This is a genomic window from Micromonospora sp. NPDC057141 (genome assembly GCF_042670805.1).
In the GTDB taxonomy this organism is placed as follows: Bacteria; Actinomycetota; Actinomycetes; order Mycobacteriales; family Micromonosporaceae; genus Micromonospora.
On the sequence record NZ_JBHUVA010000039.1, the window covers coordinates 1,086 to 17,936 of the forward strand.

17 protein-coding genes and 1 pseudogene are annotated in these 16,851 nt (G+C 70.3%); 9 read left to right on the plus strand and 9 right to left on the minus strand.

Annotation, left to right across the window (positions count from 1 at the left end; all coding sequences use genetic code 11):
* Positions 1 to 232 precede the first annotated feature (232 nt).
* From ACFT41_RS19580 to ACFT41_RS19615, 8 genes are all read left to right on the plus strand, one after another.
* Positions 233 to 1,171, plus strand: coding sequence for an alpha/beta hydrolase (locus ACFT41_RS19580; protein WP_377589660.1), 939 nt, complete (start codon positions 233 to 235; stop codon positions 1,169 to 1,171).
* Positions 1,172 to 1,338: 167 nt separating this feature from the next.
* Positions 1,339 to 1,740 (plus strand): YbaB/EbfC family DNA-binding protein, encoded by a 402-nt coding sequence (locus ACFT41_RS19585; RefSeq protein ID WP_377589659.1) that lies wholly within the window; start codon positions 1,339 to 1,341, stop codon positions 1,738 to 1,740.
* Entirely contained in the window at positions 1,727 to 2,047 is a 321-nt protein-coding gene (locus ACFT41_RS19590; protein ID WP_377589658.1) for a type VII secretion target, read from the plus strand. Before ACFT41_RS19585 ends, ACFT41_RS19590 begins: the two co-directional genes overlap by 14 nt.
* Positions 2,044 to 3,327 carry a WXG100 family type VII secretion target gene (locus tag ACFT41_RS19595; RefSeq protein WP_377589657.1) on the plus strand — a complete coding sequence of 428 codons (1,284 nt, stop codon included), beginning with the start codon at positions 2,044 to 2,046 and terminating at the stop codon, positions 3,325 to 3,327. Before ACFT41_RS19590 ends, ACFT41_RS19595 begins: the two co-directional genes overlap by 4 nt.
* Before the next feature lie 4 nt (positions 3,328 to 3,331).
* Positions 3,332 to 3,562: a hypothetical protein gene (locus tag ACFT41_RS19600; RefSeq protein ID WP_377589656.1), complete on the plus strand. Its 231-nt coding sequence runs from the start codon at positions 3,332 to 3,334 to the stop codon at positions 3,560 to 3,562.
* 611 nt (positions 3,563 to 4,173) lie between these two features.
* A complete protein-coding gene (locus tag ACFT41_RS19605; protein ID WP_377589655.1) occupies positions 4,174 to 6,324 on the plus strand; it encodes a hypothetical protein in 2,151 nt (716 codons plus the stop codon).
* Between the two features lie 39 nt (positions 6,325 to 6,363).
* The gene (locus ACFT41_RS19610) at positions 6,364 to 7,014 is read left to right on the plus strand and encodes an HAD family hydrolase (protein WP_377589654.1); all 651 of its coding nucleotides are present in this window, start codon (positions 6,364 to 6,366) and stop codon (positions 7,012 to 7,014) included.
* A gap of 219 nt (positions 7,015 to 7,233) precedes the next feature.
* Positions 7,234 to 8,622, plus strand: coding sequence for a B12-binding domain-containing radical SAM protein (locus ACFT41_RS19615; protein ID WP_377589653.1), 1,389 nt, complete (start codon positions 7,234 to 7,236; stop codon positions 8,620 to 8,622).
* Between the two features lie 16 nt (positions 8,623 to 8,638).
* On the opposite strand, the gene ACFT41_RS19620 is transcribed toward ACFT41_RS19615, so the two are convergent.
* From ACFT41_RS19620 to ACFT41_RS19640, 5 genes and pseudogenes are all read right to left on the minus strand, one after another.
* Positions 8,639 to 9,298 carry a 3'-5' exonuclease gene (locus tag ACFT41_RS19620; RefSeq protein WP_377589652.1) on the minus strand — a complete coding sequence of 220 codons (660 nt, stop codon included), beginning with the start codon at positions 9,296 to 9,298 and terminating at the stop codon, positions 8,639 to 8,641.
* Positions 9,289 to 9,942: a hypothetical protein gene (locus ACFT41_RS19625; protein WP_377589650.1), complete on the minus strand. Its 654-nt coding sequence runs from the start codon at positions 9,940 to 9,942 to the stop codon at positions 9,289 to 9,291. Before ACFT41_RS19625 ends, ACFT41_RS19620 begins: the two co-directional genes overlap by 10 nt.
* A 56-nt stretch (positions 9,943 to 9,998) precedes the next feature.
* Positions 9,999 to 10,538: a DUF5753 domain-containing protein gene (locus ACFT41_RS19630; RefSeq protein ID WP_377589648.1), complete on the minus strand. Its 540-nt coding sequence runs from the start codon at positions 10,536 to 10,538 to the stop codon at positions 9,999 to 10,001.
* Positions 10,539 to 10,744: 206 nt separating this feature from the next.
* A pseudogene (locus tag ACFT41_RS19635) lies at positions 10,745 to 10,906 on the minus strand (helix-turn-helix domain-containing protein); the annotation flags it as partial.
* On the minus strand, positions 10,899 to 11,108 hold the full coding sequence (locus ACFT41_RS19640; protein ID WP_377613940.1) for a hypothetical protein: 210 nt from the start codon (positions 11,106 to 11,108) through the stop codon (positions 10,899 to 10,901). The gene ACFT41_RS19640 and the pseudogene ACFT41_RS19635, both read right to left, overlap by 8 nt.
* A 97-nt stretch (positions 11,109 to 11,205) precedes the next feature.
* Here ACFT41_RS19640 and ACFT41_RS19645 point away from each other — a divergent pair, with 97 nt between their 5' ends.
* Entirely contained in the window at positions 11,206 to 11,442 is a 237-nt protein-coding gene (locus tag ACFT41_RS19645; RefSeq protein ID WP_377589644.1) for a GntR family transcriptional regulator, read from the plus strand.
* A gap of 51 nt (positions 11,443 to 11,493) precedes the next feature.
* Here ACFT41_RS19645 and ACFT41_RS19650 read toward each other — a convergent pair whose 3' ends face one another.
* From ACFT41_RS19650 to ACFT41_RS19665, 4 genes are all read right to left on the minus strand, one after another.
* Positions 11,494 to 12,051 (minus strand): GNAT family N-acetyltransferase, encoded by a 558-nt coding sequence (locus ACFT41_RS19650; RefSeq protein ID WP_377589642.1) that lies wholly within the window; start codon positions 12,049 to 12,051, stop codon positions 11,494 to 11,496.
* 338 nt (positions 12,052 to 12,389) lie between these two features.
* On the minus strand, positions 12,390 to 13,271 hold the full coding sequence (locus ACFT41_RS19655; protein ID WP_377613941.1) for a hypothetical protein: 882 nt from the start codon (positions 13,269 to 13,271) through the stop codon (positions 12,390 to 12,392).
* A gap of 486 nt (positions 13,272 to 13,757) precedes the next feature.
* Positions 13,758 to 15,152: a cellulose binding domain-containing protein gene (locus ACFT41_RS19660; RefSeq protein WP_377613942.1), complete on the minus strand. Its 1,395-nt coding sequence runs from the start codon at positions 15,150 to 15,152 to the stop codon at positions 13,758 to 13,760.
* A 41-nt stretch (positions 15,153 to 15,193) separates the two neighbouring features.
* Positions 15,194 to 16,597, minus strand: a complete 1,404-nt coding sequence (locus ACFT41_RS19665) for a pectinesterase family protein (RefSeq protein WP_377589911.1) — start codon at positions 16,595 to 16,597, stop codon at positions 15,194 to 15,196.
* Between the last annotated feature and the right edge of the window lie 254 nt (positions 16,598 to 16,851).

The following is a 16,851-nucleotide window of genomic DNA, read 5'->3' on the forward strand; positions in this document are numbered from 1 at the left end:
CTGGGGGGCGGCTTTGTCGGCGGGGGGGGGGCGGGCGGGGGCGGGGCTGCGGGGGGCGTGCTCCCGGGGGCGGGCGCCCACGTTGTGAGCGGTCGGCGCCGGACCGACGGCCGCGACGTCAGACCGACGGAAAGTAGTACCACCAGGATGTCTGATCCCTACCTGGTCGCTCGTCGGTAGGACGAGATGCCGCTCGGCAGCCTGCCGAGCAGTTCCGGCCGTGGAGGTTGTCATGACATATGCCTTTGATGCGGAGCTGGCACCGTGGGTCCCGATGCTGCCCATCCTCGACCTTCGCGACCCGGCCGCCGCCCGCGAAGTCGGACGGGCCGTCGCGGCCCAGCTCCCCCAGCCCGACCTGACCGGCCTTTCCGTGCTGGACCGCACGGTGCCCGGCCCGGCCGGCTCCCCCGCCGTCCCGGTGCGGATCTACACCCCGCGGCCAGCGGCGGCGCCGACGCCGGCCGTCCTGCACCTGCACGGCGGCGGCTTCGTGCTCGGCGACCTTGCGCTCGAACACGCCGACGCCGCCGCGTTCGCCACCGGCGTCGGGGCCATGGTGATCGCCGTCGACTACCGCCTCGCGCCCGAGGCGCCCTTCCCGGCGGCCCTGGAGGACTGCTACGCGGTGCTGTGCTGGCTGGCCGGCAACACCGACGAACTCGGCGTGGACCCCACCCGCATGGGCCTCTACGGCCGCAGCGCCGGTGGCGGGATCGCCGCCGGCCTCACCCTGCTGACCCGCGACCGCGGCGGCCCGCAGCTGGCCATGCAGTACCTCGACGTCCCGGTGCTCGACGACCAGCTCGACAGCGTGTCCATGTGCGCCTACGTCGACACCCCGATCTGGAATCGCCCCAGCGCCGAGCTGGGCTGGGCCCACTACCTCGGGGACGGCGTCAAGCCCGGCGACCCGGGCGTGTCGCCGTACGCCGCCCCGGCCCGCGCGAAGGATCTTGCCGGGCTGCCGCCGGCGTTCATCTCGAGCTGCCAGTTCGATCCGGTACGCGACGAGGGCATGCACTATGCGCAGCGGCTGGCCCAGGCCGGCGTGCCGACCGAGGCACACCTGTACCCGGCCACGTTCCACGGCTCCGCGCTGGTGACCGAGGCGGCGGTGTCGCGGCGGATGCAGCAGGACGCGGTGGCAGCCTTCCGCCGGATGCTCTGACCGCCCGGCGGCGTGCTCCCCGCAGCGCCAGCGCGGGAGCACGTCGCCGCCGGTCCCCGAACCGGTCCACCGGCCGGGTACCGTCGCGCGTCACCGGTCGACGGCGGTGGGTGACCGGTTGCTACGGTGTGCGTGACGGGCACCGGTGTCCCCTGGGGAGGGTCGACATGTGGGCGGACGAGGCCGCGCTGGAGGCGGCGACCCGCCGGCTCGACGAGTGGGAGTCGTCGTTCGCCGACCGGGCCGCCCGCGCCCAGGCGCTGTCGGCGCGGGTGCGGGCCCTGACCGGCACCGCCCGCAGTCCCGACCGCACGGTCGAGGTCACCGTCGACGCCACGGGCCTGCTGGTCGACCTGCGGCTGGGCGAGCAGACCCGGCAGCACCCGGCGGCCCACACCGCCCGGCAGATCGTCGCGACCACCCGGGCCGCGCACGCCGACCTGCTGCGGCAGCTCACCGAGGCGACCACACAGACCCTCGGCGACGACGACCCGGCCGGGCAGGCGATCCTCGAGGACTACCGACGGCGGCTCGACCCCGACCAGGGCACGCCCGATGGCCGCCGGTGACGGCATCCGGGTCGACCCGGACGACCTGACCACCCACGCCGCCCACCTCGAGCGCTGCGCCGCGAGCCTCGACACCGCCCGTCAGGCCGGCCAGCACGTCCGGTTGGGCGCCGACGCGTACGGCCAGCTGTGCGCGATCATGCCGGCGCTGCTCGACGGCCTCCAACGGACCCTGGTCGACGGCGTCGACACCGCAGCCCGATCGGTGCGCGACACCGCCGGCAGGCTGCGGTCCAGCGCCGAGCGCTACCAGGCCTCCGACGCCCGCGCCGAGCAACTGCTCCACCAAATACAGGACCGCCGATGACCGGCAACCCGCTCGTCGCCGCCCCGTCGGGCGCCGCGCCCAGCGCGTGGGCCGGGATCTGGATCTGCGAGGACATCGAGCTCATCGCGCAGGGCGTACGCAACGGCAGCTGGATCGACGGCGGCCTCGGCGTGGTCAGCGCCGGCCTCGACGCCCTCGCCTTCGTCTCCGACCCGGTCGGCGCCCTGCTGCAATACGGCATCGCCTGGCTCATCGAGCACGTCAAACCCCTCAGCGAGGCGCTGGACTGGCTCGCCGGCGACCCGGCGCAGATCACCGCACACGCCCAGACCTGGCGCAACGTCGCCGCGTCGCTGCGCGACGACGCCGCCGAGCTGACCCACGCCGTACGCGTCGAGGTCGCCAGCTGGGGCGGCGACGCCGGCCCCGCCTACCGGTCCTGGGCCGCCGGGCAGCACCAGGCGATCACCGGGCTCGCCCTGGCCGCCGACACCCTGGCCGCCATCACCGAGGGCGCCGCCGGCCTCGTCGCCGCCGTCCGGCTCCTGGTCCGCGACGCCATCGCCACCTGCGTCTCCCGCCTCATCGTGTACGCGGGAGAACTCGTCGCCACCGCCGGCCTCGCCACGCCCGTGGTCGTGGAGCAGGTCACGACCACGGTGGCGTCGTGGGCGGCGCGGATCGCACGGCTGCTACGCGGGCTGCTGGCCAGCCTGCGGCGGCTGATGCCGCAGATCCGCCGACTCGGCGACCTCATCGAGAAACTGAAGCAGGCGCTCAGCCGGCTCACGGGTTCACCCCACGGGCCTTCAAACGGCGTGCCGAAGCATGGCCCTGGATTTCACGGAGGGCACTCCACCCGTCCTCGCAACCTTGGTGACTACGATCGCCAGGAGCGCTGGGCCAGCGAGGCATACGAGGCGATCCGCCAGCAGGACGACGTCGAGGCTCTCGCCCGCCACGTCGCCGACGCACCTCGTCTTGACGGCTCCCGAGGCTTCACCCGGGCTGAGATCGAACAGATCCGCCGGCACATCTTCTTCGAGGAGCATCCAATGGACGACTATGCCGGTGGCATCGTCCGTCAGCGGTACGATCCGAGCGCGCCGATGGCCGAGGCGTGGCTTCGCCTCCGACAGGGTGATCCGCTGCCGGAGGACTTCGTGCTCTTGGAGCACGAGCTGGCGGAGCTGAGGTACTACCAGGCGCATCCGCAGGCCGACTACCGAGAGGCGCATCTGGCTGCCAATCGGGTGTCGAACTGGGAGGCGTCGATCCCCGGCCCGACGTACGAGGACTACTCAAAGTTCGGAGAATAGTGCCATGGGCATGATGGTGATCGCTCGCCGGATTGAAGCTCCGGTGGACGAGGTGCGTTACCAGTTCGGGTTGGAGGGCAGGTTCGACCGGGTACTCACGATCGATCCGCGCACCCTGGAAGCACGCGTCGAGGACGGCGACTTCAATCCGGCCGCCAGCGCCATTACCGCGAAGATCGTCAATGCCTGGCGTTCGGCGGGAGAGTTCCCGGAGCGAATGATGTTCGCCAGCTAGCCCGGTCAGGCCAGGAGCGCGCGCTGCGGCAACGTTCAGCAAGCGGCTGGACGCGCATGACAGCGCTTACCACACGCTGCCTGCAAAGTCGGACCTGCAATGCCCAGACTGTGCCCACCGGACGCTGCGCCTCGTCTTCACCGCGCGCCACCTGGATCCAGCTACGGTTGCGCCTCGTTTGGGTGCGACACCCGCCTGGAGGGCATCCACCTTTTCCAGGTCGCCCATCCCGGCGGGGATCGCCGCACGCTCCCTCGACGCGCCGCCCGAAGAACGCGGACGGGGCGTCCCCGACTATCGGTTGGTCACGTGGTCCTGTTGGCGAGCAGGTCACCGATGAAGACGGTGGGTCTTCCGGGAGCTCGGGCCGCACCCGGTCGAGGTCTATGCCGAGAGCAGCCATGCCCGCCTGGCCCCGAAGCCGATCCTGGTACTCCCGGCCGGGCCGCTGTCGCAGTTTCGCCGGACAGCGACGATGAGCTGCGGGAGATAGCCTGGAGTCAGGCCCCGGTGACCGTCGGTCGACAAAGACGGGTCACGGCTTGGGCCGCCTCGATCAGCAGGCCAGCACCGACAGGTGACGAGGGTTGCCAACTATGAGGACACGCCGGATGGCGGTGGCAATCGCGGTCACCGCTGTCCTCTCCGCCGCGACCGTGTTGACGGGTCTGATCACCAACGAGGCGTCGGCCCAGCAGCGGTGGCCCGGATGGCTGGAGCTCGTCCGCACCCACCCGTGGCTCTCGCTCGGCGCCCTGGCGCTGCTCCTGGTGGGGCTGACCGTCGTCCTGGCCGCGTTGCCGACAGGGAACGCCGAGCGCGAGGCCTCTGCCGCCCTCGGCGATCCGGCCGCTGACCTGCCCCGGGCACCCCCGACGGCCGAGGTGCCGTCGGCGAGCCGGATCGTCGGCGAGGCGACTCCCATCGAGGACCAACGTGGCGAACAGCGGGACCGGGTGGCGCGCCTGTCCTCGGAGCTGGTCAGTCGGCTGGGCCGGCGACGGACGGCGTACCCCCTGGATCTGAGCCTGGCCGAGCTGCACCGCATGGGCCTGTTCGTGCCCAGCCGGCTGACCCCTTATCACGAACGCAACGCCGAGGCGGGCGAGCGGGCGGTGACGGCGATGGTGGCCCGCCTGCGACAGGGGGAGTCCGTGCTCCTGCTGGGCGAGCCGGGGTCCGGTAAGAGCCTGTCGCTCTACGGCGTGGCGCTCGCGCTTGCGCAGGTCGGCCTGCTGCCGATCCCGTTGCGGGCGCTGGACGCCCCGGAGGTGCTCGGCAGCCTGCGCGGATCGGGTCTGGCATTGGCGGCGGTGGCCGACGCGGTGGTGTTGGTCGACGGCCTGGACGAGGCGAGCGACCTGGCCGGCGACGCCCCGCTCGCCACCGCGCTGCTGGACCTGCTCCGGCGTGCCCCCGCACTCGTCACCTCCCGCACGAGAGAGTACGAGGAATGGATCGCCTTCGAGACCACCACGATCATCTTCGACGAGGTCTTCGTGCTCAGGGGCTGGTCGGCGGAGACCGAGTTCGCCGAGTACCTGGTCCGGCTGCGACGGCACGGACTGATCGCGGATCCCGATCTCTACCGGACGGTGGTGGCCTCGGAACGGTTGACCCACCTCGTGGCCCGCCCGCTCTACGCCAGGATGCTCACCTTCATCGGACGGTCCGGGGTGACACAGGTCAGTGACGCGAGCAGCCTCTACGGCGAGTATCTGAACCGGCTCAGCCGCGCCACGGACTTCGCGGTGCGCGGCGGCCATCCCCAGTGGAGCGGACAGTCGCTCGCGGTCTGGCGGGAGGCGGCCTGGTTCGTGCACTCACGGCAACTGCCGGCGGACGCCATACCCATGGCCGATCTGCACGCCGCCCTCGCCCACGGGCGTGGGCGGGCCGCGGAGATCCGGGCGCTCGACCAGGTGATCGACCGGCGCACTCTGCACGGCGCCGAGGTCGGCGAGTTCCTGCACTACTCGTTCTTCGAGTATCTGCTGGCCCGGCACATCCGGGACCAGTTGCTCGCCGGGCTCTCCCCGGAGCAGGCCCTCGCCGTGTTGCGTCGCGACCTCACCCGGGAGGTCCGGCATCACCTGATCGGCCAGCTGCGGGAACTGGCCGACGACCGGCTCGGCGTGCGGCTGTCCGAGCTGTACCGGCTGCTGCGCGACGGGCCGGGTCTCGACAGCGCCGACCGGCTCACCGTGTGCAACCTGCTGGTCTATCTGATCTCCCGCACCAGTCCGGCGGCACCCCGACAACTGGACGCCCTGCTGCGGGGGGAGCGCGACAGGTTCCTGCTCAGCTCGATCCTGTGGGCGATGTGCCACCACCGGTCGGATCCGGCGCTCGCGCGCTTCTTCTCCCTGTTGCGGCGCGACCCGGTGTTCCGGGCCTGTAGCCGCGGCTACGTCCTCTACTACTACGGCGACGTCCGGACGGGTCGCCCCCCGTTCCTGGACGTGCCGCCGTACCTCGGCCACGAACGCACCTCAAGCCGGGTACTGGCGATGTTCGACAGCCCGACCTTCCAGGCAATCCCCGCGCAACGCCGCTACGTCGACCTGTACACCTTCATGGACATCTATCTTGTACGTCAGGAACGGGTCGACGGACCCTCCCTGTCCACGCTTCGCGCGGCCGTCGGCGCGCTGCTCGGGCAGGGGCTGACCGGCCAGTTGGAGGAAGAACTGTCCGAGCTGCTGCGGGCGATCTCCCGTCGGCCCATAGCGGACGCAAACTCGACCTCGTTTGCGGGATGAGGGGATGACGACATGACGCGACCACGGGAAGGCCGACTCGTGAAACTCTTTGTCTGGGATCTGCACGGCGTGCTGGAACAGGGAAACGACCGGGCCGTGATCGACATTTCCAACCAGGTGTTGTCGGATTTCGGATACGGGCAACGGTTCGGGTACGAGGACGGGCGACGACTCTACGGGCACAAGTGGTACGAGTACTTCGCGTTCCTCCTCCCCGGCGAGACGCACGACCGCCACCTGGAGTTGCAGGACGCGTGCTTCGCCCTCTCCGAGGAGCGACCCGACATGCAGTACCGGTGGATGCGGCCGACGCCGCACGTCACCCGCGTGCTGGACATCGTCGGGGCCCGCCACCAGCAGATCGTCATCTCCAACACCCGCCCCGGCACCCTCGACATGTTCCTCAAGCTGCTGGAACTCGCGGATCACTTCACCCCCGGTCGAGCCTTCGCCGTCGATCAGCACGTCCGGGACGTGCGGACCACCAAGAACGACGTCCTCGCCGGATATCTCGCCGGACAGCCGGCGTTCGAGGAGCTCGTGATCATCGGTGACTCGGCGAGCGACATGCGGCTGGCAGACGTCGCCGGCGGAACGACCTATCTCTTCGCCCACCCTGACTTTGCATTCCGCAACTGCACCGCGGACTTCCGGATACGAGACCTACGAGACGTGCTGAGCCGCGTATAGACCAGGGGCGACAGCTTTCTTACACTGAGGCACCTCAATGCCCATCTGAGTGTGAGGATGCCCATGGCATCACCTCGGATCGCCCGACTTTCCACACCGGTCCCGGGGGGACCATTCTGCGACGCGTTGGTCGTCGTGCCGCCGCCGTCGCCGTCGGACACGAACCCGCCGCTGGGGCCGGCGATTCTCACGACCGTCGCGGCGCGCAGCGGCTTCCGCGTGGAAGTACTGGACCTGAACATCCTCCTGCTGAGCCGGTTCGTCGGCCGGGACGCCCCGCACGGCCCGACACTCGGCGACCACGGCAAGGACCGTCCGGGCGTGGCTGCCGCAGCCCAGTGGCTCTTCGCCCACACGGGGCTGCGTGACGCTCCTGCGCTGCACCTGCCCGACAGCGCCGATCCGGTGGCCGGGATGCACTACCCGCTCTCCGCCGTCACGGCCGCCGTGGCCGCCGCCGGCGCTGAACCCGAGCCGTGGCGGGCGTGGCTCGAACAGCAGCTCCGCACCGCCTGCGATCGTCCGCCCGCGGTGGTGGGCGTTTCTCTGATGGGTCCCTCCCAGGTCTTCGTCGGCCTGCTCGTGCTGCGCGTCGTCAAGGAGATCTGGCCGGATGCGACCACGGTTCTCGGCGGCAGCCACGTGACGCTGCTGCGGGCGGAGACACAGCGGGACCCACGACTCATGGAGGCGGCCGACCTCGTGCTCACCGGCCACTGCGAGGACGAGTTCGTGGGCGTCCTGGCCCGGCACAGCGCACGCCCCATCCGACGGCCGCTGCTGCCGGCACAGCCTCGCGCCGGCGCCCTGTTCGAGTACCTTCCCACGTTCTCCGAACGGCAACTCGCCCCCTACGACCGGCAGCGGGTGACGCTCCCGGTCCAGTTCACCCGGGGATGTTCCTACGGGCGATGCACCTTCTGCACGTACCCCGTGGTCGAGCCGCAGATCACCGCCCTCCGCCCGGAAGCCGCGCGCTCGACGATCGAGGCCCTCGTCCGCGCGCACGGGGTCCGCCGGTACTCCCTGAAGGACTCGCTGTTCACCGCGCCCATGCTGCGCGCCCTCGCCGAGGCGCTGCTGCGGGAGCCGACGGTGCAGGTCCGGTGGAGCGCCACGACGAAGGCCAGCCGGGCCCTCATCCCGCTCGCGCCCCTGCTGGCCGACGCGGGGCTCGCCACGATGGAGATCGGCGTGGAGACGATCAGTCCGACCGGCCAGCGGCTGTTCGACAAGCGGGCCGATCCCGTGCTGCTCCAGGAGCTGATCCTGGCCCTCGCCGGACACGGCATCACGGTGGTGACGAACCTGATCTTCGGCTTCCCCGGCGAGCGGGAACAGGAGGCGCAGGCTCAGCTCGCCTGGTTCCTCCGGCTACGGGCGGCGGCACCACCGGGCCGGGTGGACTGCTCGTTGAACATGCTGGAGATGGTGCGGGGCGCCCCGATGGTCGCCCACCCGCCGCCGGGAGTCGTCCTGCACGGCGTCGCCCCCTGGGCCTTCAGCTACGCGTGGAACGCGCCCGCGTGGCGACGGGACTTCGCCGCCGGACTGGAGCGGGTGGAGCGCACCCGACCGGGCCCGACCGCCGCGCAAAGCCGCTCCTAGCCAAGCGCAGCCGATCCTAGGCCAAGTGCAGCCGCTTCTCGGCCAACGGCAGGAACGGGCTGGGTGCCCCGCTCCACGACACGTTCAGGGCCTCCCGGGCCCGGGTAGCCGCGACGAAGAGCAGGCAGCGTTCGCGCAGCAGATCGCTGTCGTGCTGCACCTGGTCCACGTCGCTGGGCGTGACCTCCTTGGTGAAGGGGACCGCCTTCGCCGTCACTCCGGCCACCGCGACGCAGCGGAACTCGAGGCCCTTCATCGCGTGCAGGGTGGCGAGGCGTACGCCGTCGGCGTCCGGGCCGGGCTGGTCGCGTACCCGAACGGCCGGGATGCCGGCGGCGGCCAGCTCGTCGTACACGGTGTTGAGCAGCAGGTTGAATCGCGCGCAGATGGCGATCTCGCCGGGCTGGACGCCCTGGTCGAGCCACTTGCCCACCCGCGTCACCAGCGCCGCGACCTCGGCCTGCTGCGCGTCGTGCCCCTGCACGTGCGGCCGGGTGCCGTGCAGCAGCGACCGGTAGCCGGTAAGGCTGTCCTCGCCCTCGCCGCCGAGGTCGTCGACCCGCGACCCGACCATCACGCCGGTGGCCCAGGACAGGATCTCCTCCGTGTTGCGGTAGTTGATGCGCAGCCGGCTGCTGCGCCCGGCGACGGAGATGCCGAGGGCGCTCAGCGACACCCGGGAGTCGTAGATCCGCTGGTGCGGGTCGCCGGTGATGAACAGGTCGTCCGGGCCGCCAGGGCACGGGCGAGACTGCCCGGACGGGACCGCACGTCCCGCAGCGCGCGGGCCCGGTCACCAGCGCCCAGCGTCACTGCCAGATCAGCGAGCCCACCGAGGGGCTCGCCCCCTGGCGTCACCGCCGGCAACACCTGCCACCGTCCACGCCGCAGCCGGGGAACAACACCCGCGTGGACCAGCGACGACTTGCCACTGCCGGATGCGCCGGTGACACAGAACCGATCAGCCCCGTCCAGGCCCAGCTCGTGCAGCCGTCTCACCAACTCGGTGACCTGGTCGTCCCGCCCGAAGAACACAGACGCGTCCTGCTCGGTGAAGGCGGAAAGCCCGGGATAGGGGCTCCGATCCGACTGCCACACGGGCCGGGTGCTGCGTGGTGCCTCCCACCACAGCACCAGGCCGTTGCCCACGATCAGCACCACCAGCAGGACGATCAGTGCAGGCCCGGCCACCTGCCGGATTCCGGCATTCAACGGCGAGGCGTCGGCGTTGGCGAAGAAGTTCGCCGCGATCTCCAGCAGGACTGCGATGATCAGAAGTGACAGTTGCAGGGCAATAGGTGGACGTCGACTCGGCCGCACCGACCCTCCCCAGCGATGATCCCCGATGGGATCACGTTAGCCGGTAGGTGCTCGCGTCAATGCCCCGCTGACACGCCTTGGTGCCACCCGTGGTGGACCTCCTCGCCGATCTTGGCGATCAGCCGCCGCGACTCTTCCTCCCCCAGGGCCAGCGCGTCCAGGCCGGCCCAGACCCTCTCGTACGCGGCCAGCTCCGCCGGCCGGTCGAGATAGAGCGCCCCGGTCAGCGACTCCTGGTAGACCACCGGCGGGTCGGGGTCGACGCGCAGCCCGAGCGGGAAGTCCAGCAGCACGAACGACCCGGCGACCGACCCGTCGTGCGCCCCGGCGGCGAGCGGAAGCACCCGGATCGACACGTGCGGCAGCCGGCTCGCCTCCACCAGGTGCCGCAGCTGCCCGGCCATGGCCGCCGCGCCGCCCACCACCCGCAGCAGCACCGCCTCGGAGAGCACCGCCTCGAACCGGGGCGGCGCGGGCAGCCGCCGCCGGAGCAGACCCTGCCGCAGCAGCCGCGCCTCGACCGGCCGTTCCCGCTCCTCGTCGGTCGCGCCGGGCCGGGGAGGGCACGTCGCGGCAGCGTACGCCCGGGTCTGCACAGCGCGGGGACCAGCACCCCGGCGTGCTCGCGCAGCCGGCACGCGGCGGACTCCAGGCCGCCGTGGAGGTCGAACCAGTCGGGTACGGGGTCGCCGTAGGCGTGCCACCAGCCCCTCCCCCGCGTCTCGCCGGCCAGGGCGACCAGCACGGCGGTCAGCTCGCGCCGCGCCCCGTACAGCTCGCACATGGCCCGCACGTCGACCCCGCGCACCGCGCCGAGGCCGCTCTCGATGCGCCACACCTTCTGCCGGCTGCACTCCAGCGCCTCGGCCACGCCGTCCAGCGTCATGCACGCCTCGGTGCGCAGCTCCCGCAGCGCCCGCCCGAGCTGTCGGCGCGGCACCGTCGAGCCCGTGGCCTCAACCATCGGAACCCTCCCGACCTCGCTGGGCGGGCAGCTGCGCCCGGTAGCGGTCCGCGCGCTGGTTGGGCCCGCCCGCCGCCCGCCGCCGCCAGCGCCCCGGCACGTCACCGTCGGGCACCACCTGCCCGGTCAGGTCCACCGCGACCTTCCCGGCCGCAGGAACCACTTCCACCGCCTGCCCATGCCATCTCCCCTTCATGGTCATGCCGTCGGAATTTACAACCAAACAAGTCTTTCAAGGCATAGACTTTAAACAAGGCATAGGTTGCACCACGCGAAGCCGGCCGTGATGGAGTCGGCGCATGGTGCCTTACGTGCCGCTGTGGCGAAGGATCCGGCAGGACATCCTGGACAGGATCAATGCCGGGATCCTGAAGCCCGGCGGCAAGCTCCCGACGACCAAGGAGCTTGCCGCCCAGTACGACACCTCGGGCGTGACCGTCAGGAAGGCCATCGACATCCTGATCGAGTCGGGCGTCCTGGAGGGCAGGCAGGGCATCGGCGTCTTCGTTACCGACGACTCGGGACAGCGCTCGTAGAGTGCCGTCGGGGCCTGAGGCCACGCTCTCCCGGCCTCGCCTGAACCACCCTCAGTCCTTCCGGCGGCGAGGCTCTCGGATCCGGGAGAAGACGACGGCGTCAGCACGCCGGTCGGGAAAAGTCAGGAAGTTGCGCAGCACTCCCTCCTGCTCGAACGCGGCAGCGGTGAGGACACGCCGGGACGCGTCGTTGTCGGTCTCGACCCACGCCTCCACCCGTGCGATCCTCGCGACGTCCAGCGCCCACGAAGTCACCAGCATCACCGCGCGCTTGGCGTATCCTCGCCCCCGTGCCGACGGGATGAGCCAGTATCCGAGGCCGGCGACACCCGGCTGCGGTCGCAGCATGAGCACGACCGAACCGACGGCCTCACCGGTCACCGCATCGGCGATCGCGAGCGAGATCCCCTGACCCCCCTCGGCTCGACTCCACTGTCGACGAACGAACGCATGTCCAGCCTCCACCGAGAAAACATGCGGAACCGTGGTGGCCTCAGAAATCCGCGGATCTTGGACAGCAGCCCGGAGGCAATCCAGGTCATCCCTGCGCCAGGGACGGAGACGAACAGCCCGATCAGCGAGTTCCACGGCAGGATAGCCAAGCAACATCCCGCCAACGCTACCGCCGCAGCCGCTCAACCATTCGCCCCGGTGATCAAGAAGAAAGCGTCACAGTTGATCTCGACAGTGACGCAAACCTCTTGATCGTCAGGTCGGACCGGGGCGGGACGGGGCGGGACGGGGCGGGACGGGGCGGGACGGGGCGGGACGGGGCGGGGATCGGCTCGGCAGGGGCGGGGGCATGGCAGGGGTGATGGCGTATACGACTCAGCTCCATAGGTGCCGCGCCGCCCCTGCGGCGGCAACAGTCGCCTCCCAAGAACTGGGGAGAGACGGGCAACGCCGTCCCTCCCCGCGCTGCGGTGAACCGGCTGCGGTGAACCGCCTCAGGACAGGAACTTGTCCAGGGCCGCCTCGATGGTGCCGCTGTCCGGCGAGGCGTACGACTTCATGGTGAGCTTGTTGTACGAGATGAAGCTCGGACACCGGTTCGCCGGGGCGTTCACGGTGCCGCCGTCGCCGATCTTCTCCGCGGTCTTCGCCGCGTAGAAGGTCATCGTGTAGCGCGACGAGATGTAGGAGATGGTGACCTGCTTGCCGGAGTTGTCCTTGTAGTCGCACTTCTTGGGCGCGCCCTCGCTGCCCTCGTCGACCTTCAGGCAGGCGACCACCGACACCGACGTGAAATCGGCCGACTTCGCGTAGTACGGCTTCGCCGAGCTGACCGACTTCGTCGACCAGAAGGTGGGCCGCTCGATGGAGTTCGCGAAGGTGTACGCCTTGGCGCCGGACGGGCCGCTGTAGGTCGCCGCGTTCAGGATCGGGCTGCCGTCACAGACACCGGACAGGTCGCTGGAGTAGCGCGCGGTCACCGCGTTGTTGTTGTTCGGCTGCTCCTGGGACTCGGACGGCTCCGGGGCGGCCGACGTGTCGGTGCCGGGCCGGGGGTTGCCGTTGCTCGGGCCCACGGAGGCAGGGCCGGACGCGATCGGGGCGGGATCGTCGTCGTTGCCGACCAGGGCGAGCCCGATACCGGCACCGCAGATCGCGAGGACGACGACCACGGCCCCGGCGGCCAGGCCGATGATCAGCCCCCGGTTCGACTTCTGCGGCGGCGGGAGGGGAGCGCCGAACTGCGGGGGCTGCCCCGGGTAGCCGTACCCGGGTTGGCCGTACCCGGGGTACCCGGCGGGCTGAGCCGGAGGCCCGCTCCAGGGGGTGACGTTCGGATCCGGCTGCCCTCCGTATGGAGGGTGAACGTTGCTCATCTGAAGCCCTTATCGCTGTCGACGGGTGCCCAGGCACTGGATCATCGATCAGGGTAGTGAGCGGGCACAAACCGGGAGGGCTGCCGATGAACAGTGGCCGGCCTCAACCGACACGCCAGGTGACAATGAGCTACTTTCCGTGCAACAACCGATCGGGCCCCGCCGGCCCACCGGAGAGTCCCGACAACGGGACGCGGGCTGCGAACAAAGGGAATCCGCCGCGAGCGACCATGACCTACGAGCAAGAACCACACCGAGTTGAATCTATGGCCAAGATCACGAAATCAATGGGCCCTGCCTGGATCAGGGCGACTCGCGGACCGTCGGGCTCTGGGTGGTGGCGCGCGAGGACGGTGACCATGCCCTCGATGTCACGGGCGCTGAAGGAGGCGTGAAGGCGACGGAGCATCCTGGCCGGTCAGATCACACAGCGGTGGCCCGCCCCGACGTTCCGGGACGGGCCACGCGTGCTGCTGGGCGACCGGCTCAGCTACCGATGGCCGCCTGCGGTCCGGCGTACGTCTTGACCAGGCTCGGCACCTGGGACGCCGGGTGGAGGGTGTACGAGTAGAAGCTGCTCGGGTTGAACGCCGAGCCGCCGGTCTGCTGCTTGCCCGAGGAACCCGTCACGATGCTGCCGGACTGGCGCAGCTCGGCGGTGTCGTCCTTGTAGAACGGGTCCTTCACGCTCTCGAAGTAACTGTTCTCCAGGACCATCTTCGTGTAGCCGCGCGAGTAGTTGCCGTAGCCCGTGACGCTCTGCAGGTAGTTGTTGTACAGGTGGGCGTAGGCCACGTTGTCGGTGCTCGGGTTGCGCGAGTTGGTGTGGTGGATCCAGTTGTGGTGGATGGTGATCCGGGCGGTGACGTTGGTGGTCCAGCCGATACCGAAGGACTTGTTGCCCTCGGCGAGGACGTTCCACGACACGGTCAGGCTCGTGGTGTCCTTGCGGCTGTCGATCAGGCCGTCGTTCATCCGCACGATCTGGTTGTGGTCGATCCAGATCTTGTTGGCGGTGTCCATCTGGATGCCGTCGTAGTCGAAGTCCTTGTCGTCCGGGTCGTCCGACGCCACCCGGGTGTCGCGGATGGTCAGGTTCCGGATGATGACGTTGCTGGTGCCTTCACCGAGGAAGAACCCGCCGTTGACGATCTGACCGTTCCTGCCGACGCCCACGATCGTCTTGTTGGACTTGACCGGGATCTCCTTGCCGTACGGGCTCACCGTGATCGCCGCGTCGACCCGGATGACGTACGCGGCGCTGGCGCTGGCGTACCTCTCCAGGTCGGCCTGGTTGGTGACGGTGACCGTGGTGCCGCCCGCGCCGCCGGTGGTGCCGGCCGCCCCGGCGAAACCGTCGGGGCTGTTGGCGTACGGCACGCCGCTGGGCGGCGGCGTGGTCGGGGGCGCGGTGGTGGGCGGCGGGGCCGTCGTCGGGGCGCCGGTGGTGGGCGTGACCCCGCCGGTGCAGGCGGTGCCGTTGAGCGCGAAGTTCGTCGGCACCGGGTTGTTGCCGTTCTGCGTCCCGCTGAACCCGAAGTTGACCGTGCCGTTGGTGGGGATCGCCGCGTTGTAGCTGACGTTCGTCGCGGTGATGTTCGACGTCCCGGCCGGGATCGTCGCGTTCCACGCCTGGGTCACCTGCTGACCGGCGGTGAACGTCCAGGTCAGCTTCCAGCCGTTGACGGCGTCACCGAGATTGGTGATCGTCACGTCCCCGTTGAAGCCGCCGGCCCACGAGCTGGCGACCTGGTAGTCGACGCGGCAGCCCGCCGCCGCCTGCGCGGAGACCGCCGTCACCGCGCCCACCGCCGCGAGCCCGGCGGTCGCGCCCAGCACCAGCGCGGACCGCCAGGTGCCGCGCGCCTTCTTCGTCGTCATCGAGTCTCCGGAGGCATGGGGAGGGTCGTCGTTGAGCGGGGTCACATCGGGTTCCAACCGTCGGTGCCCGCGAGGTACTTCTGGGGCGTGTAGTTGGCCGCCTGCGAGTCGCTCAGCTGCGGACGGTTGCTGTTGACGCCCGCCCCGGAGCCGGTGTTCCTGTACTCCAGGAAGCGGGCGTTCTGCCAGGTGTTACCCGACATGTCCGTCCAGGGCTGCGAGGTCTTGATCGTCGCGCTGAGCGACGACTCCCGGTACAGGACCTGGGCGGTCGGCCCCCACGGGCGGCCGAGGGTGGTGGTGTTGTTGGTCGCGCCGGTGATCGTCGAGCGGTAGATCAGCATCCCGTACGTCTTGCCGGCTGCCGTGCGGGCGGCCGTGATCGGCCCGCCGGTGGACCGCTTCTCGTAGATCGAGGCCCGGTCGAGCACGACGGTGCCGCCGCCGAAGATGAAGTCGACCGTGCCCTCCACGTAGGAGTCGACCACGTAGGCGCGGGTGTTGTCGTTGACCAGGAAGGTGTCCTGGTCACCCAGCAGCCGCACGTTGCGCAGCACCGCCCGGTCGGCGTTGAGGTGCAGGGCGACCGCCTGCTGGTCGCTGTTGTTCCAGTTCTCGGTGTAGTCGTTGGAGATCGTCAGGTTCTCGGCGACGAAGTTCGCGCCGTAGACGAACATGCTCGCGCTGTTGAAGGTGCCGTGGGTGGCGGCGTAGTTGCTGTAGACGAGCACGGTGTTCGACGGCGACGAACCCAGGCCCCGCAGGGTGATGTGGGGCTTGTTGGCCGGCACCGTGACGACCTCGCGGTAGGTGCCCGGCTTGATGGTGATGGTGACCCGCGAGCTGTTGTTCGCCGGCACCGCGTTGATCGCGGCCTGGACCGTGCGGTACGTGCCGGTGCCGTCCGCCGCCACGGTCGGCGCCCCGCTCGGCGGCGGGGTCGTCGGGGGCGGAGTGGTCGGAGGCGCGGTCGTCGGGGGCGCGGTGGTGGGCGGCGCGGTGGTGGGCGCGGTCGTCCCGGTGCAGGTGGTGCCGTTGAGGGTGAATACGGTCGGCGCGGGGTTGCTGGAGTTGTTCCAGGACCCGTTGAAGCCGACGCTCACCGTGCCGTTGGTCGGGATCGACGCGGTGTAGTCCACGTTCGTCGCGACCACGTTTCCGCTGGCCGGGCTCGCGGTGAAGCCCCAGGACTGGGTCACGGCCTGACCGGCGGTGAACGACCAGCCGAGACGCCAGCCGTTGATGGCGTCCCCCAGATTCTTGATCGTGATGTTGGCGCTGAAGCCGCCGGTCCACTGACTGGCCACGGCATAGGTGACCTGGCAGCCGGCGGCAGCCTGCGCGGAACCGGTCGTCGCGACGCCCGCGACGACCGTGGTGGCGGTGGCGACGGCGACGGCGACGGTCACCGACAGGGCTCGCCGCCCGCTCGGCAGAACACTCACGGTGACCCTCCCAGAGTCCCGACGATATTCATGCTTACCGATCTGAAGGGCCCCATCGTGGCACGGCGCGGAGGTGCTGTAAAGCGCTTTCCACACTGGTGTCGGTGCTGCACGAGACGTTCGCCGGTCCTGCGGGCCGGTGAGCCGCCCGCCCGGCGACCAGGAGGTGGGGCGTTCCACCTGGGACCGTATTCGCAGGAACATGTCCTCGGGCCGGTTGCGTTCCCCGAACCCCCGGAAGACCACCATGCCGA